General features: G+C 41.8%; 18 protein-coding genes. 16 read left to right on the top strand and 2 right to left on the bottom strand.

Translation table 11 applies throughout. From position 1 onward, the window contains the following. Positions 1 to 61 precede the first annotated feature (61 nt). Positions 62 to 553: an Hsp20/alpha crystallin family protein gene (locus ACZ5GY_RS00110; protein ID WP_213699475.1), complete on the bottom strand. Its 492-nt coding sequence runs from the start codon at positions 551 to 553 to the stop codon at positions 62 to 64. A gap of 231 nt (positions 554 to 784) precedes the next feature. On the opposite strand from ACZ5GY_RS00110, the gene ACZ5GY_RS00115 reads away from it, so the two are divergent. Together ACZ5GY_RS00115 and pepF are read left to right on the top strand one after the other, a co-directional pair. Continuing rightward, positions 785 to 1,357: a flavin reductase family protein gene (locus ACZ5GY_RS00115; RefSeq protein WP_213689955.1), complete on the top strand. Its 573-nt coding sequence runs from the start codon at positions 785 to 787 to the stop codon at positions 1,355 to 1,357. 102 nt (positions 1,358 to 1,459) lie between these two features. After that, complete coding sequence (pepF, locus tag ACZ5GY_RS00120) at positions 1,460 to 3,289, top strand: oligoendopeptidase F (protein WP_213695254.1); 1,830 nt, start codon at positions 1,460 to 1,462, stop codon at positions 3,287 to 3,289. Positions 3,290 to 3,483: 194 nt separating this feature from the next. Here the strand turns inward: pepF and ACZ5GY_RS00125 are convergent, their stop codons facing one another. Next, positions 3,484 to 4,392 carry a LysR family transcriptional regulator gene (locus tag ACZ5GY_RS00125; RefSeq protein ID WP_213689953.1) on the bottom strand — a complete coding sequence of 303 codons (909 nt, stop codon included), beginning with the start codon at positions 4,390 to 4,392 and terminating at the stop codon, positions 3,484 to 3,486. 110 nt (positions 4,393 to 4,502) lie between these two features. Here ACZ5GY_RS00125 and ACZ5GY_RS00130 point away from each other — a divergent pair, with 110 nt between their 5' ends. From ACZ5GY_RS00130 to arcC, 14 genes are all read left to right on the top strand, one after another. Next, complete coding sequence (locus tag ACZ5GY_RS00130; RefSeq protein WP_213689952.1) at positions 4,503 to 5,696, top strand: YgeY family selenium metabolism-linked hydrolase; 1,194 nt, start codon at positions 4,503 to 4,505, stop codon at positions 5,694 to 5,696. A 43-nt stretch (positions 5,697 to 5,739) separates the two neighbouring features. After that, on the top strand, positions 5,740 to 6,981 hold the full coding sequence (locus ACZ5GY_RS00135; RefSeq protein WP_213695257.1) for a threonine synthase: 1,242 nt from the start codon (positions 5,740 to 5,742) through the stop codon (positions 6,979 to 6,981). 248 nt (positions 6,982 to 7,229) lie between these two features. Further along, on the top strand, positions 7,230 to 8,696 hold the full coding sequence (locus ACZ5GY_RS00140) for a pyridoxal-phosphate dependent enzyme (RefSeq protein WP_213701543.1): 1,467 nt from the start codon (positions 7,230 to 7,232) through the stop codon (positions 8,694 to 8,696). A gap of 57 nt (positions 8,697 to 8,753) precedes the next feature. After that, the gene (locus ACZ5GY_RS00145) at positions 8,754 to 9,794 is read left to right on the top strand and encodes a TRAP transporter substrate-binding protein (protein WP_213689949.1); all 1,041 of its coding nucleotides are present in this window, start codon (positions 8,754 to 8,756) and stop codon (positions 9,792 to 9,794) included. A 38-nt stretch (positions 9,795 to 9,832) separates the two neighbouring features. Next, positions 9,833 to 10,408 carry a TRAP transporter small permease gene (locus ACZ5GY_RS00150; RefSeq protein ID WP_213689948.1) on the top strand — a complete coding sequence of 192 codons (576 nt, stop codon included), beginning with the start codon at positions 9,833 to 9,835 and terminating at the stop codon, positions 10,406 to 10,408. Between the two features lie 21 nt (positions 10,409 to 10,429). Continuing rightward, the gene (locus ACZ5GY_RS00155) at positions 10,430 to 11,719 is read left to right on the top strand and encodes a TRAP transporter large permease (RefSeq protein ID WP_213689947.1); all 1,290 of its coding nucleotides are present in this window, start codon (positions 10,430 to 10,432) and stop codon (positions 11,717 to 11,719) included. Between the two features lie 18 nt (positions 11,720 to 11,737). After that, positions 11,738 to 12,958 carry a YgeY family selenium metabolism-linked hydrolase gene (locus tag ACZ5GY_RS00160; RefSeq protein WP_307879592.1) on the top strand — a complete coding sequence of 407 codons (1,221 nt, stop codon included), beginning with the start codon at positions 11,738 to 11,740 and terminating at the stop codon, positions 12,956 to 12,958. Positions 12,959 to 12,978: 20 nt separating this feature from the next. After that, entirely contained in the window at positions 12,979 to 13,965 is a 987-nt protein-coding gene (locus ACZ5GY_RS00165; RefSeq protein WP_213695258.1) for an ornithine carbamoyltransferase, read from the top strand. A 27-nt stretch (positions 13,966 to 13,992) separates the two neighbouring features. After that, positions 13,993 to 14,988 carry a BMP family protein gene (locus ACZ5GY_RS00170; RefSeq protein ID WP_213689945.1) on the top strand — a complete coding sequence of 332 codons (996 nt, stop codon included), beginning with the start codon at positions 13,993 to 13,995 and terminating at the stop codon, positions 14,986 to 14,988. Between the two features lie 69 nt (positions 14,989 to 15,057). After that, complete coding sequence (locus tag ACZ5GY_RS00175) at positions 15,058 to 16,605, top strand: ABC transporter ATP-binding protein (RefSeq protein WP_213701541.1); 1,548 nt, start codon at positions 15,058 to 15,060, stop codon at positions 16,603 to 16,605. Beyond that, a complete protein-coding gene (locus ACZ5GY_RS00180) occupies positions 16,595 to 17,671 on the top strand; it encodes an ABC transporter permease (RefSeq protein ID WP_213695672.1) in 1,077 nt (358 codons plus the stop codon). Before ACZ5GY_RS00175 ends, ACZ5GY_RS00180 begins: the two co-directional genes overlap by 11 nt. Then, on the top strand, positions 17,668 to 18,588 hold the full coding sequence (locus ACZ5GY_RS00185) for an ABC transporter permease (RefSeq protein ID WP_213695673.1): 921 nt from the start codon (positions 17,668 to 17,670) through the stop codon (positions 18,586 to 18,588). Before ACZ5GY_RS00180 ends, ACZ5GY_RS00185 begins: the two co-directional genes overlap by 4 nt. A 2-nt stretch (positions 18,589 to 18,590) precedes the next feature. After that, on the top strand, positions 18,591 to 19,955 hold the full coding sequence (gene hydA, locus ACZ5GY_RS00190) for a dihydropyrimidinase (RefSeq protein WP_213699481.1): 1,365 nt from the start codon (positions 18,591 to 18,593) through the stop codon (positions 19,953 to 19,955). A gap of 4 nt (positions 19,956 to 19,959) precedes the next feature. After that, positions 19,960 to 20,904 (top strand): carbamate kinase, encoded by a 945-nt coding sequence (gene arcC, locus ACZ5GY_RS00195; RefSeq protein ID WP_213689940.1) that lies wholly within the window; start codon positions 19,960 to 19,962, stop codon positions 20,902 to 20,904. Positions 20,905 to 20,995: the final 91 nt, after the last annotated feature.

Here is a 20,995-nt window from a genome sequence, read left to right on the forward strand (position 1 = left end):
TTCACTCCTCTCAAAAGTAAAAAATGGCGGGCAGATTCCATAATCCACCCGCCTTCCTACATTAGTTGGTCTCTTCGTTCTTTATCTCAATACTTTTATATTTTTCTGGTTGTTTCTTTTCTGTGATTTCTATGGTCAAAATACCATTTTTGTACGAAGCTTTTGCACTTTCCGGATCCACTTCTTCGGGAAATTGCAAGATACGGGAAATATTTCCATAGTATCTTTCGGCTCTGTAGTAATTCTCGTCTTCTATTTGCCGTTCGTCTTTTTTCACCACATTAAGAACAAGTCTATCGTGGTAGATTTTTAAGTCGACCTGGGCAGGATCTACTCCTGGTAGCTCTAGCTCCGCAATAATTTTGCCGTCTTTCCTGTACATATCACCACGAGGAGTCATGGATGTCGAAGCTGACTCTTCATTCCATGGGAAAGATGACATCACGTCATCAAAACTCCTAAACATGTTTTTCATCATATTCTCCATGGGAGAACTAAAAAAAGTTGAAGGAAACACTCTGTCTAAAGGCCTCCGTGCTAAATATCGTTTCATAAGCTCCACCTCCTAAAATACTGACCTTTATTGACCTTTCAGTAATTATTATATACGTCAGCATTGGTTAGGCAAGTTCCCATGACCTTCTAAAAAGGGGAATAATCCAATTTATTTCTTAAAATATGAAGTAACGTTAAATTTCCTTGTGTAATCTCGTTTTTCTGCAGGAATTTTTAGGTTCAACCTTACGTTATAATGAAAAGGATGAAGAGAGAGGAGGTTAATAATATGAAAAAAACTATTGGCATTCAGATGCCACTCTATCCGGCACCTGTTCTTATTATCGGGAATTATGACGAAAAAGGCAAGCCGAATGTTATGACAGCTGCGTGGGGAGGTATATGTTGCTCTGTGCCTCCTTGTATAACTATCTCTGTGCAGAAGATTCGTTATAGCTACAAAAATATTCTGGATAGGAAGGCTTTTACCGTCAATATACCGTCTGATAAATATGTGAAAGAAGCAGATTTTTTTGGTATGGTTTCAGGGCGCGATCATGATAAATTTGAGGAAACCAAACTTACTCCAATTCGGGGAGAAAAAGTAGATGCTCCCTATATTGAAGAGTTTCCCATCTCCATTGAATGTCGGTTAGTACACACTCTTGAGCTAGGAACTCATGTAATGTTTGTTGGGGAGGTCCTTAATGCATTGGCCAGTGAAGAGTGTCTTGCCAATGATGGCTATCCAGATCCGACTCTTGTTCAGCCTGTAATATTTTCTCCGAAATTTCGCCACTACTATGCTTTAGGTTCTGATTTGGGAGAAGCATATAAATTAGGAAAGTTTTTCATTAAATAAAAGGTACGTTTTCAGTAAAGATCCCGCGGGGTGTACTTTCTTTCCTCGCGGGTTTTTTTGTAGGGATATAATAAAGTAAGTTTTTAAACAGGAGGAGTAAAGATGCTTTATCAACAAGAAAATAATTCAGCTTTTTCCGGAGTGCTCCCTAAAAGAGAAGATATGGATTCTATGTATATGTGGAAATTAGAGGATATTTATATTTCTATTGAAAAATGGGAAGAAGACTTTAAAAATCTCGAAAAAATGTTGCCTCGTTTTCAAGAGTATCAGGGGCATCTTTTCGAATCTCCCCAAAAATTGTTTGAGAGTATTCAACTTATGGAAAATGCCGAAATTATAATGGGGAAGCTTTATGCATACGCAGTAATGAAAAGTCATGAGGATACGTCAAAAGAAATCTATCAGGCATTGGCAGATAGGGCAGGTTCTCTGCTTACCAAATTGTCTGCAGCTGTTTCTTTTTATACCCCAGAGATTTTATCTGCAGAAGATGGTCTTTTGCAGAGCTTCATAAACCAGTCTTCGGACTTGAAGAAATACGCTTTTTTCTTTGAAAATATTTTACGCATGAGACCTCATACTCTCTCTCAATCTGAGGAAGAGTTGCTTGCTCGCGCTGGAGAAGTGGCCCGAGGACCAGAAGAGATATTCTCTCTTTTTACCAACGCAGATATGAAATTTCCCACTGTCGTTGACGAAAAGGGAAATGAAGTGGAACTCAGTGAGGAAAGGTACATTCGGTTTATTCGCTCAAAAGATCGTCGTGTTCGCCAAGACGCTTATGAAAGCCTTTTTGATACGTACAGCAAGTATAAAAATTCTTTGGCAGCCATGTATAGTTCAAGCGTCAAAAGCGACCTTTTTTATGCTCAATCAAGAAAATATGAAAGTTGTCTGGAGGGGGCTCTTGATTCAGATCATATCCCCTTGTCGGTCTACGATGCTGTTGTAGATACTATTCGTGAAAATCTCGCTCCCCTTCATGAATATGTGGCTTTGAGAAAAGAGGTTCTCGAGGTTCCTGAGTTGCGCATGCACGATCTTTATGTTCCCCTCGTTGATGAACCGCATAAAGATATTTCTTACGATGAGGCGTGCTCTATGGTTTTAAAGGGATTAGAACCTCTTGGAAAAGAGTATCTGTCGATTTTAAAGCATGGATTTGAATCTGGCTGGATTGATGTTTATGAAAACCAGGGGAAAAGAAAGGGTGCCTATTCGTGGGGGAGTTACGGAACTCATCCCTATGTTTTGCTGAATTATAATGGCACCATTAATGATGTTTTTACTATTGCTCATGAAATGGGACACTCTATCCATACGTGGTATTCTCATAAGAATCAGCCCTTTATCTATGCGGATTACACGATATTTTTAGCAGAAGTTGCTTCGACTACAAATGAAGCGTTGTTACTTCATTATCTTATTGAGAACTCTACAGACCGAAACACTCGAATCTATTTATTGAATTACTTTCTTGAACAGATACGTACAACTGTATATCGCCAGGCCATGTTTGCAGATTTTGAGCGAACATCTCACTCTATGACAGAAAAAGGAGATCCCCTTACGGCAGATCGTCTCTCTACTATATGGCATGATCTTAATGTTGCTTATTATGGGCCGTCTATCTCTGTTGATAATCGTATTGATATTGAATGGGCGCGAATTCCCCATTTCTATTCTGCCTTTTATGTGTATAAGTACGTTACGGGATATGCTGCCGCAACATCTCTTTCACAACAGATTTTGAATGATGGGGAAATAAAAAGAACCCGCTATCTTGATTTTTTGAAACAGGGAAGTTCTTCTTATTCCATTAATATTCTTCAAAATGCGGGAGTAGATATGACATCATCTGCTCCTCTCGAAGAAACAATTGCTGTTTTTAAAGAAAAGATGGCAGAGCTTAAAGAGTTACTTGGATAAAAATACAAAGAGAGTTCCTGAGGGCACTTCAGGAACTCTCTTTTTTCTGGGGAATCTCTTAAACATCTGGAGGTGGTGATTTCCATATAAATTACATATCTATAGCATATACAAAAAAACGTCCAATTACATGGGGCTAATATACAAAATACAAAGAAAATATAGTCCATTTTTTAGACATTTACACCATGTTCTTAATATAAAAACTGAGGCGCTATATTTTCTGCTATTTTCCCCATCTCCCACCCTGCATAAGTTAACCCCTTTACTTTTGAATGAACGATCAATATCTCACGGTTTATATCATTAAGTCCCTCCAGAGGGAGTATCACTACATCCTTTTGCTTCACTTCTTTTCTTGCCGCTGTTTCCATTACAATGCCGATACCAAAACCTCTCGAAACAAGTTGAATAAGCAGTTCTTGATTATCTACTTGAATTAAATGGGGCATTTTCAATTTATTTTTGATGAAGAAATCATTTACAAAGTAATGCAATGGCGTATCTGCGCTATATGAAATGAAGTGTTGGTCTAACAATTGCTCTGGGTAAACTATTTTTGATTTTGCCCAAGGATGCCCTGTGGGAGCAATAAGAGCAAAAGCGCTTCGTCCCAATGTTTGGCTTATTAAAGATGAAGAGGGGGTGAGAAGAGGATTATGTTCCCAAAAGGCAAGTTCTATATTGTCATTTTCTATCATGTCAATAAGGGCTTGTTCGGTTGCTGTTTTAATTTGAAGCTCTATATGAGGAAATTTACTCCTATATGTAGAGATGATTAAAGGTAATAGTGTCTTTCCGCAACTTGGTGTCGTTCCGATACAGAGCTCTCCATATTTGAGAAGTTGCATTTCCCGAAATTTTTCTGGAATGGAATCTACTCGTTTTAACAGGTCCTGAGCCAGAATGTACAGAGCCCTGCCTTCGGGGGTCAGAGAGATAGAGCGTCCACGGCGAACAAACAATTTTACATCATATGATTTTTCAAGTGTTGCTATGTATTGGCTTACAGAAGGCTGTGAGAGAAATAGTTTTTCTCCCGCCAGCCGGAAGGATCCCTCCTCAACAATAGAACAGAAAACACGTAATTGATTAAGGTTCATAGGTATCCCTTCTTTTCCATAAGATTTATATGATGATTCATATTAGGTATTGTTTATTGAAATAAATAGTAACAGATGTATGCTTGTTTATAAAATAAGGAGGAGGCAATATGGTTCTCAGTGGAAAACGACAAACTGATTTGATCCGATTATGCCAAGAATTAATCCGAAGGCCGAGTCTCTCAGGAAAAGAGCGGGAAGTTGCACTTTTTACGGCAGAAATAATGCGGTCTGTAGGGTATGATGATGTAACAATAGATGCCTATGGAAATGTAATTGGACGTATTTTTTTTGCCACTCCCGGGAAAAGACTTTTATTTGAATCTCAAATGGATCATGTTGATCCAGGAATCCCGACTGATTGGAGCTATTATCCTTACGGAGCATTTATAAAAAATGGTTGCATTTATGGCCGAGGAGCGTCAGATCAGAAGGGGTGTCTGGCTGCTATGATTATGGCTGGGGCAGCTTTGAAAGAGGATCAGCATAAAAATCTTCAGGGTGAGATTGTTGTTGCAGGAACGGTTTTTCAAGAACGTTTTGAGGGAATCTCATCGCGGGCAGTTGCTCTTTCTTACCCTCCTGATTTTGTAGTTATAGGGGAAGCTTCTCAACTTGAAGTAGAACGTGGGCAGAGAGGTCGAGCTGAAATTGTTATTGAAACACAAGGACGTATGGCCCATTCTGCTCAGCCTGAATACGGAACAAACGCGGCGGACGCTATGACCCGCATTCTTTCTTCTATTCATTGTTCCTTTAAACCTGATTCAGATCCTTATCTTGGACAAGGCATTCTTGTTTTAACGAATCTTCGTACTTTCCCCGAATTTACGAATGGAATGGTGCCTCAAGTCTGTAAAGCTACGTACGATCTTCGTCTTCTTCCTTACGATACTCCCGAAAAAATATTAGATCGACTTCAAATTATTGTTAACACGAAAAAAAACGATATGGAAGGTATTCGCACCTTAATTTATATATCAGCTACAGAAGATCGCTGTTATACAGGTGCCCCTATACGTGGAAAACATTTTGCCAGAGCATGGGTTTTACCTGAAGACTCTTTCTATTTGAAAAAAGTTTTAGAAGGGGTGGAAAAGGCAGGGCTTGCTCCTCGTCTTTCAGAATCTCCTGGTTTCGGAACGAACGGTTGTTACTATGCTGGTGAAATGGGAATTCCTACCGTGGCTTTTGGCCCTTCTTGTCGGGAGTTAGCTCATACTGTTGATGAATATATTGAAATAGAGCAGCTTGCCTTAGCTTATCGAGGGTATTGTGGTATAGCAGAATCTATTCTTTCTTGAATATTAATTTTTAGAAAAATAGATGAAAGGGGCGAATAGAGGTATGGGATATCCGTTAGAATTGAAGTGTGTTCTATGTGGAAAAACCTTTAAGCCTGAAGAAGTAAAATATACGTGTCCTTTTTGTGGGCAAGATGGAACACTGGACGTACTTTATGATTATGATGAAGTGGCGCAATCTTTCTCCCGTGAACGTCTGAAAAAAGATTCTTCTCCTTCTTTATGGCGTTATATCCCCCTGCTTCCTGTTATCAATTCTGAACATATTCCTTCTTTATCCGTAGGTTGGACACCTCTCTATATGAGCAAAAAGGTGGCGGAGACCTATGGAGTTTCGGCTGTTTTTATAAAAGATGACGGCAGAAATCCCACTGGGTCTCTCAAAGATCGTGCAAGTGCCGTTGGCGTAGCAAAAGCTCTTGATTTTGGATATACAACAATCGCATGTGCCTCTACGGGAAATGCGGCTAGTTCTCTTTCAGGATTTGCAGCGGTGTCGGGGCTTCCCAGTTTTATTTTTGTGCCGGAAAAAGCTCCAGAAGCAAAAATTACACAGCTTCTTGTTTATGGAGCTACTGTTGTTCTTGTAAAAGGAGATTATAGCGATGCTTTTGACTTGGCAGCTGCCGCTATCGATCGTTACGGCTGGTACAACAGAAGTTGCGCTATAAATCCTTACCTTGTAGAGGGGAAAAAGACGTGTGCGTTAGAGATAGCCGAGCAATTAGGATGGCAAGTCCCCGATCGTATTTTTATTTCTGTAGGAGATGGTTGTTGTATTGGTGGATTATATAAGGGGTTTTGGGATCTGCTGAATATCGGGTTTATTGACCGTATTCCCAAAATAGTTGGAGTTCAGGCTGAACATGCAGCGCCAATTTATGAGGCTTTTAAAGCTGGTTCTGAGAGGGTTTTATTTGGCCCTGTTCAGACTGTTGCCGATAGTATTTCTGTGGGAGCACCCAAGAATTGGGCAAAAGCTCTTCGCGCTGTTCGAAAAAGTAACGGAGATATGGTTGTTGTTTCGGACGAAGAAATTCTTTCTGCTATACCCGAATTAGCTCGATCAACTGGAGTCTTTGGTGAGCCGGCAGGTGCCGCTGCTTTTGCTGGTTTTAGAAAGATGGCAATGGCAGGAATGCTTGAGAGTTCCGAGAGCGTAGCGGTTGTAGTAACAGGTAACGGTTTGAAAGATATTTCAAATGCAAGAAAAGCTGCTGGGGCGCCTCTTTCTGCACCTCCTGATATAGATGCTTTTGAAGAAATCCTGAACGCCCATCTTTGACAATTGGTATCTTTAAAAAATTTTTATGTATTTCATAAGTAACTCATTATTGAAAGTAATAGTATTAGATGTATCCTTATACATACAAATCTAAAATATCCGTCATTCCTATCTACCTTCTTCCATTGCGTATTATTTCTGCAAATTAGCATTCATAAATATCGCTTCTTTAACGTTCTCCTTTTTCTTTTTTAAAAATGAGGCAATCTGCTTGAGGATAAAAAATAAAAGAACAGGAGTGAGCACGAATGATCGATTTGACCATTCATGAAGAGAAACTCAAGAAAGCGGTAGCGCGGGCAAAAGAACGAAATATTATTATCCCAACCTTTAAACAGATGAAGAATCCAGAGCGTTACACACCTGAAAAGATCAAAGAGCGTCTCAAAAAGACTGGCCTTTGGGATGTGGATTCAGCTAATTTATTCCGCATCACCTGGAAAAATGAACCTAAAAAGCAAGGTGGGCTATTTGGGAAAGTTAATTATGTAGAAATTCCTAAAGAAATAACAGGTGTGAAGGCTCGGATTGTTGCTCTTGTCGGTAAGTGGTTTCCCACAGGTGCACATAAGGTCGGAGCCAGCTTCGGATGTTTAGCCCCGCGTCTTGTTACAGGTCAATTTGACCCTACCTCACAAAAGGCCGTGTGGCCATCTACTGGAAACTATTGCCGGGGAGGTGCATATAACGCGCAACTATTGGGGTGTGAATCAATAGCTATTCTTCCAGAAGGAATGAGCCCGGAACGATTCGAGTGGCTTAAAACAGTTGCAGGCGAAGTTATTGGAACTCCCGGAACAGAGAGTAACGTGAAAGAGATTTATGACAAAGTTTGGGAGCTTCGCAAGACCCGTGACAATATAGTAGTTTTTAACCAGTTTGATGAATTTGGTAATCATTTATGGCATTACGAGGTTACTGGACATGCTATGGATGAAGTTTTACAGGAAGTTTGCGGTGAAAAGGATCGTTATTTTGGAGTTGTTCTCACATCAGGGTCTGGAGGAACTCTTGGAAGTGGTGATTATCTCAAAGATAAATATCCATGGAGCAAAATCGGAGTGGGAGAGGCATTGCAGTGTCCCACGTTGCTTTGGAACGGTTTTGGAGCTCATCGGATAGAAGGCATAGGCGATAAACACGTTCCCTGGATTCATAACGTAAAAAACACCGATATGGTTATTGATATAGATGATGCAGACAGTATGGCAATGATACGTCTTTTCAACGAACCTGCAGGTCACGAATATTTAAGGAAAAACGGAATAACTGAGCAATTTATCGAGAGTCTTCCTCTTATTGGTATTTCCGGAGCGGCCAATATCTTGATGGCGGTAAAAATGGCTAAATACTACGAGCTTGACGAGCATAATGTAATTATGACCGTTTTGACAGATTCTATGGAAATGTATGGTTCTAGAGTGAAAGAGATGGCCAAAGAGATGGGAGAATACAGTGAGATGTGTGCTGCTGTTGACCATCATCGTCACATTCTGGGTGTTGGCATTGACTACATGCAAGAACTTTCCTATTACGATCGCAAACGAATTCACAATCTTAAATATTACACATGGATAGAGCAACAGGGGCGTTCCTCCGACGAATTAAATGCTCAGTGGTATGACTACGATGAGTATTGGGGATCTATTCATGGAATGGCTGATGCTATCGATGAAAGAATAGATGAATTTAATGCGTTGACAGGGCTTCTTTAATGTTTGGGAGAAAAGGAATAGCCTATATAACATAGGCATAAAAGGAGGCGAAAAGTAATGAAAAGAAGGTTGATTGCCCTTGGACTTGCCATGCTTTTACTAACTGCTTCTGGTATGGCCCTAGCTGCTGAAAAGACAATTAAACTCGCGCATTTGAACCCTCAGCAACCCTTCGAAGTGGCAACTGCAGCTATGGCAGCTGTCTTTAAGAGTATGGTCGAAGCAGAGAGTAACGGAACTATTAGCGTTGAGATTTATCCTGCAGGACAGCTGGGTAACGAACGAGAGACAATGGAGCAGGTAAAAGTTGGTGTCGTTCAGAGCTACATTGCTTCAGCGGGTGGCATGGCTTCCTTCTATCCGCTGTATAGCATTCTCGACATTCCTTTCGCTATTCCAAACTATGATATCGCATGGAAAGTTTTCGATGGTTCCTTTGGAAAATACCTTGCTAACGATATTGAAACTAAAGCAGGATATAAGGTTCTGGGGTTCGCAGAAGCAGGTGGTTTCTTCCAGCTTTCCAATAGTAAGCGGCCAATAAAAACTGTAGCAGATATGAAGGGCTTGAAGATGCGTACCATGACTCTGCCCTCTCATCAGCAGTTGATGAAGCTTTATGGAGCTGCTGCAACACCAGTAGCCTGGGCCGAGGTTTATACAGCTTTACAGACAGGTGTTGTTGATGGGCAGCATAATCCCATTCCTATTATTCTCACCGGCAAACTTTATGAAGTTCAGAAATATCTCACTATAACCAACCATATTTACAGTACATATTGCTGGGTTATGAATAAGGAATTCTATGAGGGGCTCTCTGATAACGAAAAAGCCATTATTCACTCTGCTGCACAAACAGCTATTGTTGCAAGTCGCGGTCTTAACAGAATAATAGAGGCTTCCGATAAGGGGTTGCCCGCACTTGCAAAAGCTGGCATGGAAATTAATACTCCAACACCAGAAGCAATGGAGGAATTCCGCGAAGTTGGACGAAAAGGGACCATGGAATTTATTGAGACAACATTTAAAGATGAAGGGGTAGATATGGCGGAACGTTTCTTAAAGGCCATTGATGAAGCTATTGAAGAGAGTAAGTAGGGGCATTTGCCCCTACTTTTACCCTAGAGGTACGTATCATGGGAAGTAATGGGAATAACCGTACTGGTCTTTTCAAAATAATTGAGAGGGTGGGAAATACTCTTGAACGTCTTATTGAGATTCCGGTTTTTATCCTTTCCATTATTATGACAATGACAGTCTTGCTTGGCGTTTTTTCTCGCTATGTTATTCGTTCTCCTCTCGGTTGGACAGAGGAATTCTCTCGATATGTAATGATTTGGATGGCTCTTCTCTCAGTTGCTTTATGCATATGGAGACATGAACATGTGGGAGTGACCATGGTCATCAAAAAATTTCCTCGTAAGATTGCTAAAATCCTCATTTTTATATCAAACGGTTTTGTCTTCTACTTTCTTTACATTTTGGCAAAGTATGGCTTCAAGATGGCTGAAGGAGGCAAAGTTCAGCTTTCTACAGCTCTTAATACCTCTATGAAATGGTGGCTTATGGCTGTTCCAGCCAGTGCTGTTATCTGTATGGTTATGTTACTCTGCAAAATGATACTTGATGTCCGCAGAGAGAACCTCGATGAAATACTGATGTCCGAAGAAGTAGTCGATACGGTAAGAAGAGAAGAAGGTCTTGATTTTTAATAGGGCGAGGGGGGACTCTGCATGACGGGATTTTTATCAGGAGTATTTCTTCTTTTTATAGCAGTGGGAATGCCCATTGGTTTTGTTTTGGGCGTAACAGGCTTGTTTGGTATGATCAAAACAGGTATTCCCTCTGTTTTACAGCTTGTCCCGCAACGTTATTTTGCTGGAGTAGATATGTTTACCCTTATGGCTATGCCGTTTTTCATATTAGCCGGTGAGATTATGAACAAGGCAGGGATTACACGTCGCCTTGTAAAATTTAGTAATGTTTTAGTGGGTCACCTTCAGGGTGGTCTGGCTCACGCAAATATTGTTGCCTCTGTTTTCTTTGCAGGAATAACTGGAGCGGCAGTGAGTGATACGGCGGCTATTGGTTCTATGTTAATTCCTGCAATGGTGGATGAGGGGTATGACAAAGATTTCTCTGCGGCTGTAACTGCAGCTTCTTCCATTATCGGTCCGACTATTCCTCCCTCAAATATTATGGTGATATATGGAGCTTTTATGCAGGTTTCCATAGCAGGGCTTTTCCTGACAGGATTCCTCCCTGGTCTGATTCTTGCTGGAGCAGAAATGCTTCTTACAGCGAGAATAGCTAAGAAGAGAGGATACCCTGTGGGGGAACGCAGGGCAACTCTGAAAGAGATATGGTTGGCTTTTAAAGAGGCGGCAGTAGCTTTGCTTATGCCGGCTATTATCTTGGGAGGAATTTTAAGCGGAATGTTCACGCCGACGGAAGCGGCAGCAGTTGCTGTTGCCTATGCCTTTTTTCTCGGCTTTTTTGTGTATAAAAATATTACATTGAAAGATATGTGGCCTCTTTTTATGAAGATGGCACGTACAACTGGTGTCGTTTTTTTGGTCATAGCCGCGGCTTCTATCTTGGGATGGGTTTTGACCATGGAACAGATTCCAGAAAAGGTAGCTACCATGATGCTGAGTGTCAGTACAAATAAGTGGATTATTATGTCGATGATTTTACTGCTGTTGCTTTTTATCGGCATGTTCATGGATATAGCTGCTGCCCTTATTATATTAGGTCCCATTCTTCACCCGCTTGCAGTAAGTCTCGGATTTCACCCGCTTCATTTTGGAATTATTATGGTGCTTTCTCTCAACATCGCTCTCATGACACCTCCTGTAGGTGCTTGTCTCTTTGTGGCATGTGGCATTAGTAAGCTGACAATTGAGCAGCTGAGTCGAGAAATACTTCCCTATATTTTTGTAGCTTTGATCGTGCTCCTTGTAATTACCTTCATTCCTGATATACCGCTCTTCCTCCCTCGCTTGATGGGGCTGGCCAATTAATTAAAAGAAGGGAGTTTGATGATTGTGGATTTTGAAAAAATCCTTCAACAGGCAGAGGAGTATCGTTCAGACATTTCTAAATTTCTTCGAGATATGGTTGCTATTCCGAGTGAGAGTTGCCAAGAGGAAAGGGTGATACAGCGAATCAAAGAAGAGATGGAGAAAGTGGGATTTGACAGAGTAGAAATTGATCCCATGGGGAATATCTTAGGTTATATAGGACATGGCTCTCATCTTATTGCTATGGATGCTCATATTGATACCGTTGGTGTCGGAGATCGAAGCCTTTGGAACGTTGATCCGTATGAAGGCTATGAAGACGACGACATTATCATGGGTAGAGGCACGAGTGATCAAGAAGGCGGCATGGCCTCTATGGTTTACGCCGGGAAGATTATAAAAGACCTTGGACTTGAGGATGATTACACTCTTCTTGTAACAGGAACGGTACAAGAGGAAGATTGTGACGGCCTTTGTTGGCAGTACATCATTAATGAGAGTGGAATTCGACCTGAATTTGTAGTGATAACAGAGCCAACGTCTCTTAATATCTATCGGGGACAGCGTGGACGAATGGAGATTAAAGTGGCGACTAAGGGAATAAGTTGTCATGGATCTGCTCCTGAGCGGGGAGATAATGCCATCTATAAAATGGCCCCTATCCTTGAGGAACTGCGTGCTCTCCACGAAAATCTTCATTTTGATCCGTTCCTGGGGAAGGGGAGTCTCACTGTTTCTGAGATTTTTTTCAGTTCTCCTTCACGATGTGCTGTAGCTGATGGGTGTTCCATATCTATAGATCGTCGTCTTACTGATGGAGAAACATGGGAAAAAGCGTTACAGGAGATTAGAAATCTTCCATCTGTCAAAGAACGAGGTGGAGATGTATCAATGTACACGTACGAACGTCCTTCATACACGGGACTGGTGTATCCTACAGAATGTTTTTTCCCCACATGGGTTCTTGAAGAAGAACACCCTGCTTGCCAATCCTTAGTGCTGGCCTATCAGAAGCTTTTTAAAAATGAACCTCTCGTAGATAAGTGGACCTTTTCCACAAATGCTGTCTCTATAATGGGACGTTTTGGTATTCCATGTGTAGGTTTTGGACCTGGTCATGAAGATCAGGCACATGCTCCTAACGAAAAAACCTGGAAGGATGAATTAGTAAAAGCTGCTGCTATGTATGCGGCTATTCCTACAGTTTATGTTCAGACATATGGAAAGTGGACGAAATAGAGAAGTAGGAGGGGAAAAAGATGCAGACAATATTCAGAGGAAAACATTTTATTACCTTGGAAGAGTGGAGCAAAGAAGAAGTCGATACTCTTCTTGACGTGTCTTACGAATTAAAACGTGCTTTTGCTATGGATCGTCCTACTAGCTATTTACCGAACAAAACGGTTTTTCTTATGTTTTTCGAACAGTCAACACGTACTCGTAACTCTATGGAAGCTGGTATTACCCAGTTGGGAGGACACGGGCATTTTCTCGATACAAGCAACATGCAGATTGCTCACGGGGAAGTGGCAAAGGATACGGCCATTATTCTTTCCAGAATGGGACATGCCATAGCGTGCAGAAATTGTTTCTGGAAGATAGGGAATGCCTATCTCAGAGAAATGGCCAAATGGTCAACTGCACCGATTATAAATATGCAAGATGATTTATATCATCCCCTTCAGGCGATTGCTGATCTTATGACAATTCAGGAAAAGCGCGGCCGTTCTTCCAGAAATTTGAAAGTATCAGTTATATGGGCTTATGCTACAACTCATAAAAAACCCATATCTGTTCCTGTAAGCCAGGTTCTTCTTTTCCCTCGTTACGGAATAGATGTTACTTTGGCCTATCCAGAAGGATACCAACTTCCTGATTGGGTTATAGAAAAAGCGAAGAAGAATGCTGAAGAAAACGGCGGATCTCTTCGGATTACCCATGATCAGGAAGAAGCATACAAAGATGCGGATGTGGTATTCCCTAAAAATTGGGGAAATTGGGTTACAAATGAAGGAACGGATGTTATTGATTCCCTTCTTGAAGCGAATAAGCATTGGAAATGTACCGAAAAACTTATGCAGCTTACTGCCAAGGATTCTCTCTATATGCACGCTCTTCCAGCAGATCGTGTAAATGAAGTAGAAGACTCTATTATTGATGGACTTCATTCTGCTATTTATGACGAAGCTGAAAACAGACTTCATACGGCTAAAGCCGTTATGGCTTTGACCATGGGAGGACGTTAGGTCATAAAGATAAGGGAGGTGTTTCATGTGAGAACGTGGAAAAGGGTGTCTCTATTGTTTCTTGTTCTTTGTTTGGCAATAACAGGTTCGGTTGTTTCTGCTTCAGCGAAAGCCCCAGGGGAGTACAAAATGGTGCTCATTCTTCCTGGGCCGATTAACGATCAGAGCTGGAATGCGACGAACTATGCCGGTCTTGTTGCGGCCAACGAAGAATTGAAAACAAAAATAGAGTATGTCGAAAATGTACAGGCAAGTGATTATGAGTCTACGTTCCGTAACTACGCCGAGCGAGGGTATGACCTTATTATGGCAGCCGGGACTCAGTTTGATGAAGCTGCCCAGCGCGTAGCTCCCAAATATCCTAAATCAACGTTTTGTGTTATCAATGGCATGATAGCTGTAGAACCAAACGTATGTCCAGTCTTACCCAAGGAGTATGAAGGCAGCATTCTCGCAGGAATAATTGCTGGTAAAACAACAAAAACAGGAAAAATAGGTTTGGTTGGAGGTTTTCCCAACAAGCTTATGATTCGTTTGCTGAATACCTATGAATTTGGTGCCCGTGTTGGAATGCCTGAAGTAAAGGCGCTTCGTGCCTATGCGAACTCGTGGAGTGACGTCGCTCTTGGCAAGCAGATGGCAAGTTCCATGATTGATAACGGCGCCGATGTCCTTTTCTTTTATGCCAACCAGGTTGGGCTTGGAGCTATTCAGGCTGCAAAAGAGAAGGGCGTAAAGTTCGTGGGTTTTGCCAGTGACCAAAACAGTGTTGCGCCGGGAACAGTCGTCGCCAGTGTGTTTTTTGATTTCAAGGCTATGTATGTATGGGCCGTCGGAAAATTCCTAAATGGAGATTTGAAACCTATAGTTAATGAGGCAGGTATTGCTGAGGGCATTGTTAAGGTTGCCTATAGTGACGAAGTAGCTTCGGAAGTTCGAGATCTAGTATCTCAGGCGGAAGAGGCTATAAAAGAAGGACGATTTGTAAAATTCCTTTCACAGTTCCCAGAACCCTTAGATTGATAACTCCTTTTATGAAGCGGGGGGAATTCTCTCCCCGCTTATCCAGGTTTTGAACAGACGGTGATAAAAATGCCTATAAAAGAGACAGATCTAGCCGTAGAGCTTATAGGAATTACAAAATATTTTCCTGGAACTATTGCTAATCACGACGTATATCTCAAAATTAAAAAAGGCGAAGTTGTTGCACTTCTCGGCGAAAATGGTGCGGGAAAATCAACATTGATGAAAATTTTGTACGGGATGTATCAACCTGATAGCGGATCTATAAAGGTAAATGGAAAAGATGTCAAAATACGTTCTCCACAGGATGCCATGGCGTTGGGGATTGGAATGATTCACCAGCATTTTACGTTGGTTCCCGTTCATACCGTAGTGGAAAACGTTCTTCTTGGAGCAGGGGCAGAAGATAAAGGTCGAGCCTCTGTTTCAGAAGCGGTAAAAGAAATAGAACGTATGGGGAAAGCTTATGATCTTGAGGTTGATCCCTTTGCTTTCGTTCGTCAGCTTGCTGTTGGTATGCAGCAACGTGTAGAAATATTAAAAGCTCTTTATCGAGGTGCTCAGACTCTTATTATGGATGAGCCCACAGCTGTTTTGACCCCTCAGAATACAGAAAGACTTTTTTCTTTTATTCGTGATTTTCGAGAGGCCGGTCACTCCGTTATTTTCATAACGCATAAGCTTAATGAAGTTCTCGATATTGCGGATCGTATTGTTGTTCTCCGTAGCGGAAATGTCGTTGGCGAACTTTTACGTTCAGAAGCCTCAGAGCGAGAACTTGCGCAGATGATGGTGGGGCGTGAGGTTGCAGACCTTTCATCAGAAGTTAAAGCTCAAGAGAAAGATGTACATAAAAAAGAAAGTATATTACGAGTTGAAAATATAAAAGTAAAAGGAGACCGGGGGCATTGGGCTGTGGACTCCCTGAGCATGAATATTGATGGGGGAGAAATTTTTGGAATTGCCGGTGTCAGTGGAAATGGGCAGGAAGAACTTGCTGAAGCTCTTTGCGGGCTTCGCGCTGTTAGTGAGGGGGAGATTATTCTTAGAGACAACTCACTTGTGGGGAAAAGTGTACATGAGCTGATTCATGAAGGGATAGGATATATTCCGGCAGATAGACATCGAGAAGGGCTCGTTCTTGATATGTCGGTAGAGGAAAATCTTATCCTAAAACGTTTCTCTTCTTCGGAATTTGCAAGCCGTGGCGTTCTTTCTGAAAAAAATATTCAGCTTTACGCACAAAAAATTATAGAAGATTACGCCATTAAAACCCCTTCTTCTGTTACGAAGGCTAAGGCTCTTTCCGGAGGTAACCAACAGAAAATTGTTATTGCCAGAGAACTTGGCATAGCCTCCTCTCTTCTTGTAGCTGTGCAACCTACGCGAGGTCTTGATTTGGGAGCTGCTGATTATGTGCATAGAGCTCTTCTTAATGTTCGTAACGAGGGGCAGGCCGTTCTTCTTATTTCTACGGAATTGTCAGAAGTTCTAACACTTTCAGATCGAATAGGTGTTATGTATCGAGGCCGTATCCTCAAGGTCTTTAGGCGCGAAGAAGCAGATATTGAAGAGATAGGTCTTCTTATGGTGGGGGTGACTCACGATGAAACATAATCGGCGTCTCTGGCTCTCACTTTTTCCTCTTTACTCTGTTTTTTTAGGCCTGGCATTAAGTGGGATTATGATGCTTTTTCTTGGACAAAATCCTTTGGTTGTATATAAGGAGCTTGTCATTTTTGCCTTTCGAGATATATACAATATTGCTGATATTTTTGCTAAAGCAACTCCTCTTATTCTTACGGGGTTGGCTTTTGGATTTGCTTTTCGGTCTACTCTCTTCAATATAGGCGCACAAGGACAGTTTTATATTGGTTGTCTTGCTGCCGTCTCGTGCTCACTCTTTTTTCAAGTGTTGCCTTTGCCAATTTTACTTCTTATTTGTTGTGTCGCCAGTATGCTTGCAGGAGGTCTATGGGGATCTTTTGTCGGCTATGCCAAGGCGCGTTTCAATGCTAACGAATTCTTGCTGAGCATGATGTCGACGTATGTGGCAGTGGCCATAATGAACTATCTTATCCGAGGTCCTCTTATAGAAACGAAGGGAGAATATCCACAAACAGATGTTATTGTTGAAAATGCCTGGATACCTCAGCTTATTCCCCATACTCGCCTTCATTGGGGGTTTATTCTTGCTCTTTTAGTTGCGTTTTTTGCCTATTTTATCCTTTGGAAAACAACGTTGGGTTTCAAAATACGCGCGGTAGGAATGAACAGAGATGGTGCCAGATATGCTGGCATTAATGAGAAGAAGGTTTTTGTTACAGTCTTTTTTATAAGTGGGGCTTTTGCGGGTCTTGCTGGTTTTATGGAAGTCAACGGCATTCAGCATATGCTTGTGCAAGGTTTCAATCCATTTATTGGAGCAGAAGGCATAGGCATTGCCATTCTTGGGAATGCCCATCCGCTGGGGATAGTACTCTCGGCACTGCTTTTCGGTGCTCTTAAGGTTGGTGGAAATCTCGTTGTACAAACATCTCCTATTCCCTCAAGCATTATTGGCATTATGGAGGGATTTGTCATGTTATCTGTTATCGTGTCGTACTTTATTCGAGAGCGGATTATTGTTGCCAGCGAAAAGAAGCGACTTCGAGAAGAAGAGAGAAGGGAGGAATCCCAATGATTTTAGTAGGCCTTTTGGCCCGCGCAATACAGATGAGCACGCCTCTAATGGTAGGAGCGCTAGCAGAAGTATTTGTAGAAAGAACGGGTGTAATGAATATTGCCATAGAAGGCATTTTTCTCATGGGGGCCTGGGCTGGTTTCGTGGGAACCTATCTCTCTGGAAGTCTCATTGTAGGATTTTTGAGTGCTGCTGTTGTCGGTCTTTTCGTGGGAAGTTTTTACGGGATTCTTACTGTGTATCTTAAACAACATCAAATTGTTACAGGTACTGCGATAAACATTCTTGCTCCAGGTTTGGCTCTCTATCTCTACCGTGTCTTTTTCGGAGTTCCTCTTCTTCCCTTAACTGTAGAACCTTTACCTGTTTTTGCTATTCCCGTGTTAAGTCACATTCCTATTATTGGAGAGGCCCTTTTCCGGCAAAATATAATGACATATGCAGCCTTTATATTTGTTGGTATAGGGTATTGGATTCTTTTTAAAACAAGAACAGGGCTTATTCTCAGGTCGACAGGAGCAAATCCAGAAGCAGTGGATGCTGCCGGTATAAATGTAGAAAAGATTCGATTCAAGGCGGTTTTATTTTCTAGTGCCATGAATGGGCTAGCTGGTGCTTTCTATTCCATAGGTTTTTTAGGACTTTTTACAGAAGATATTATAGGCGGTCGTGGCTGGATAGCTTTTGCTATCTGCTTTCTGGGAAATTGGAATCCTTTGGGTGCGATGATTGGGGCTCTTGTTTTCGGATTGGCAGATGCTACCTCTATCGCGATACAGACCTCAGGCTTTAGATTGATCCCGAATGAATTTCTTATAGCTATTCCTTACATATTAACGATTATTGCAACTATCTCTCGAAAACAATTTAATGTGCCGGCTTTTCTGGGTATTCCGTATATAAAAGAGAGGAGATAGGAATGTATGATCTTGTAATAAAGAAGGGAAGAGTTGTTACTGAAGAGAAAATTCTTGACACGGATATAGCGGTAGAGGGAGAAAAAATAGCAGCTATCGGCGAGGGTTTGACGGGAAAACGTGAGATATTAGCGGAAGGAAAGCTTGTACTTCCCGGAGGAATAGATATACATACTCATATGGCTTTGCCCGTGGCAGGAACGGCTTCTAGCGATAGCTTTTATACTGGTACTGTGGCTGCTGCCTGCGGGGGGATAACCACAATTGTTGACTTTACGGTAGGTAGTTCCGATACATCGCTAATACAAAATATAGAAGAAAGAATAAATATGGCTCGTGAAGCAGTCATCGATTATACTTTCCACTGCGAAATTGTTGGCTGGAATGATCAGCGCCTTCGTGAAATATATGAAAGTTACAATAAGGGATTGCGGAGCTTCAAGTTTTTTACGGCTTACGGAGATTCAGGCCGGAGAACGGATAATGGGGCTCTTCTTGAAGCATTTAACGCCATTGCTTCTTTAAATGGCGTGGCGCTTATTCATGCAGAAGATGACGATATAATAAGGCAGCTTGAGAGAAATCTTTCAGAAAAAGAATGGGGAAAAATGTCGAGCCTCGCCAGAACACGGCCAGATGTATGCGAAGCTTCCGCTATTTCGACTGTCTCTTGGCTTGCCAGGCAGAGTAGAGCTCATGTTCATATCGTTCATTTAAGTTCGGCTTTGGGCCTGCAAGAAGTTATTCAGGCCAGGAGATTGGGAACATGTATTTCAACAGAGACATGTCCTCAATATTTGTTTTTGACTGAAAGTGTATATGATTCTCCTGAAGGGTACCTTTTTTCAGCGAGTCCGAGTTTAAAAACAAAGCAGGACAACGAGAGACTTTGGATGGGACTTCTGAACGGAGATATAGATATAATTGCAACTGATCACTGTCCTTTTACGAAGAAGCAAAAGGAGTGGAAGGGGTCTTTTAAAAAATTACCCTATGGATTACCAGGCGTAGAGACGTCACGCGTTCTGCTCTTTTCGGAGGGGGTTCGGAAAAAGAGGATTTCTCTTTCGAATTTTGTCCGTTTGACGGCGGGATCTCCTGCAAGATTGATGGGAATGTATCCCCAAAAAGGGGTTCTTGCCCCTGGTTCTGATGCTGATATCGTTATTTTTGATCAGGAAAAGAAATGGACACTTTCTGCTGGTACACTTCATATGGCAGTAGACTTTTCTCCCTATGAAAATGTACCCGTTATTGGAAAAACGTGGTGTACTCTTTCGCGAGGCACCGTTATCGTTGAAAATGGAGAATATGTTGATTTACAACGAAGAGGTCACTTTCTTCAATATAGAGAGACTGGAGAGTGAGGGGATGAATAAGAGAGTTCTTGTGGCTTTAGGTGGTAACGCTATTCTACAGCCGGGACAAAGAGGAACAGCTGTCGAACAGATGGCAAATATCGATCATACTGTAAAACAACTTTTGGATGTCGTTGAAGAAGGATATGAATTGGTATTGACTCATGGGAACGGTCCCCAGGTTGGTGCTATTCTCATTCAACATGAAATGGCGAAAGATAAAATTCCGCCTATGACTCTTGATCTCTGTGGGGCCGAAAGTCAAGGGCTTATTGGGTATATGTTGTGCCAAAGCATTAGAAATGAATGTGCTGGTCGAGGATTGAAAAAAGATGCAGTATGCCTTGTAACTCAAGTGGAAGTAGATCCTCAAGATAAAGCCTTCCGTAATCCCACAAAACCTGTGGGGCCATTTTATGCGCAGTCAGAAGCGGAACTTCGTATGGCGGAGCGTGGAGAACGGTGGATTGAAGATGCGGGACGAGGATGGCGTAAGGTTGTTCCTTCTCCCAATCCGAAGAAGATTGTTGAAAAAGACGTTATCCTTGCCCTCGTTGAACAAGGAACACTGGTAGTGGCGTCAGGCGGCGGGGGAATTCCTGTGTGCCGCGATCAGCAGGGGCTTTTATATGGAGTAGAAGCTGTTATTGATAAAGATTTAGCAGGTGAATGCCTAGCTCATGATGTACGGGCCGATATTTTCGTTATATTAACAGATGTTCCCAACGCTATTCTTTATTACAATACGCCCGATCAGAAACCTTTGGGGAAAGTTTCTGTAGAAGATATGGAAAGATACGTGGAAGAGGGACATTTCAGAGCTGGTTCCATGGGGCCTAAGGTTGAGGCAGCGCTGCGTTTTGTCAAGAATGGCGGGGAGCGAGCTATAATAGCCAGACTTGATCAGGTTATAGCAGCATTGAAAGGAGAAGCGGGAACGCAGATTATACGTTCTTAATACGTGTCGAAAAATACTTATAAGTCAGGATGAGGGGATTAAAACGTTACATTCTCAAAGAGTTGATCAAAGGGTAAGTCGCAACACTCAT

The organism is Aminobacterium thunnarium (assembly GCF_055390565.1).

What these genes read in the sequence shown, in the direction of transcription:
- ACZ5GY_RS00185 (WP_213695673.1), top strand. Translation starts at nt 17,668, where the DNA reads ATGATTTTAGTAGGCCTTTTGGCCCGCGCAATACAGATGAGCACGCCT.
- ACZ5GY_RS00115 (WP_213689955.1), top strand. Translation starts at nt 785, where the DNA reads ATGAAAAAAACTATTGGCATTCAGATGCCACTCTATCCGGCACCTGTT.
- ACZ5GY_RS00150 (WP_213689948.1), top strand. Translation starts at nt 9,833, where the DNA reads ATGGGAAGTAATGGGAATAACCGTACTGGTCTTTTCAAAATAATTGAG.
- ACZ5GY_RS00135 (WP_213695257.1), top strand. Translation starts at nt 5,740, where the DNA reads ATGGGATATCCGTTAGAATTGAAGTGTGTTCTATGTGGAAAAACCTTT.
- ACZ5GY_RS00125 (WP_213689953.1), bottom strand. Translation starts at nt 4,392, where the DNA reads ATGAACCTTAATCAATTACGTGTTTTCTGTTCTATTGTTGAGGAGGGA.
- ACZ5GY_RS00110 (WP_213699475.1), bottom strand. Translation starts at nt 553, where the DNA reads ATGAAACGATATTTAGCACGGAGGCCTTTAGACAGAGTGTTTCCTTCA.
- ACZ5GY_RS00165 (WP_213695258.1), top strand. Translation starts at nt 12,979, where the DNA reads ATGCAGACAATATTCAGAGGAAAACATTTTATTACCTTGGAAGAGTGG.
- pepF (WP_213695254.1), top strand. Translation starts at nt 1,460, where the DNA reads ATGCTTTATCAACAAGAAAATAATTCAGCTTTTTCCGGAGTGCTCCCT.
- ACZ5GY_RS00180 (WP_213695672.1), top strand. Translation starts at nt 16,595, where the DNA reads ATGAAACATAATCGGCGTCTCTGGCTCTCACTTTTTCCTCTTTACTCT.
- ACZ5GY_RS00140 (WP_213701543.1), top strand. Translation starts at nt 7,230, where the DNA reads ATGATCGATTTGACCATTCATGAAGAGAAACTCAAGAAAGCGGTAGCG.
- hydA (WP_213699481.1), top strand. Translation starts at nt 18,591, where the DNA reads ATGTATGATCTTGTAATAAAGAAGGGAAGAGTTGTTACTGAAGAGAAA.
- ACZ5GY_RS00155 (WP_213689947.1), top strand. Translation starts at nt 10,430, where the DNA reads ATGACGGGATTTTTATCAGGAGTATTTCTTCTTTTTATAGCAGTGGGA.
- ACZ5GY_RS00175 (WP_213701541.1), top strand. Translation starts at nt 15,058, where the DNA reads ATGCCTATAAAAGAGACAGATCTAGCCGTAGAGCTTATAGGAATTACA.
- arcC (WP_213689940.1), top strand. Translation starts at nt 19,960, where the DNA reads ATGAATAAGAGAGTTCTTGTGGCTTTAGGTGGTAACGCTATTCTACAG.
- ACZ5GY_RS00160 (WP_307879592.1), top strand. Translation starts at nt 11,738, where the DNA reads ATGATTGTGGATTTTGAAAAAATCCTTCAACAGGCAGAGGAGTATCGT.
- ACZ5GY_RS00130 (WP_213689952.1), top strand. Translation starts at nt 4,503, where the DNA reads ATGGTTCTCAGTGGAAAACGACAAACTGATTTGATCCGATTATGCCAA.
- ACZ5GY_RS00145 (WP_213689949.1), top strand. Translation starts at nt 8,754, where the DNA reads ATGAAAAGAAGGTTGATTGCCCTTGGACTTGCCATGCTTTTACTAACT.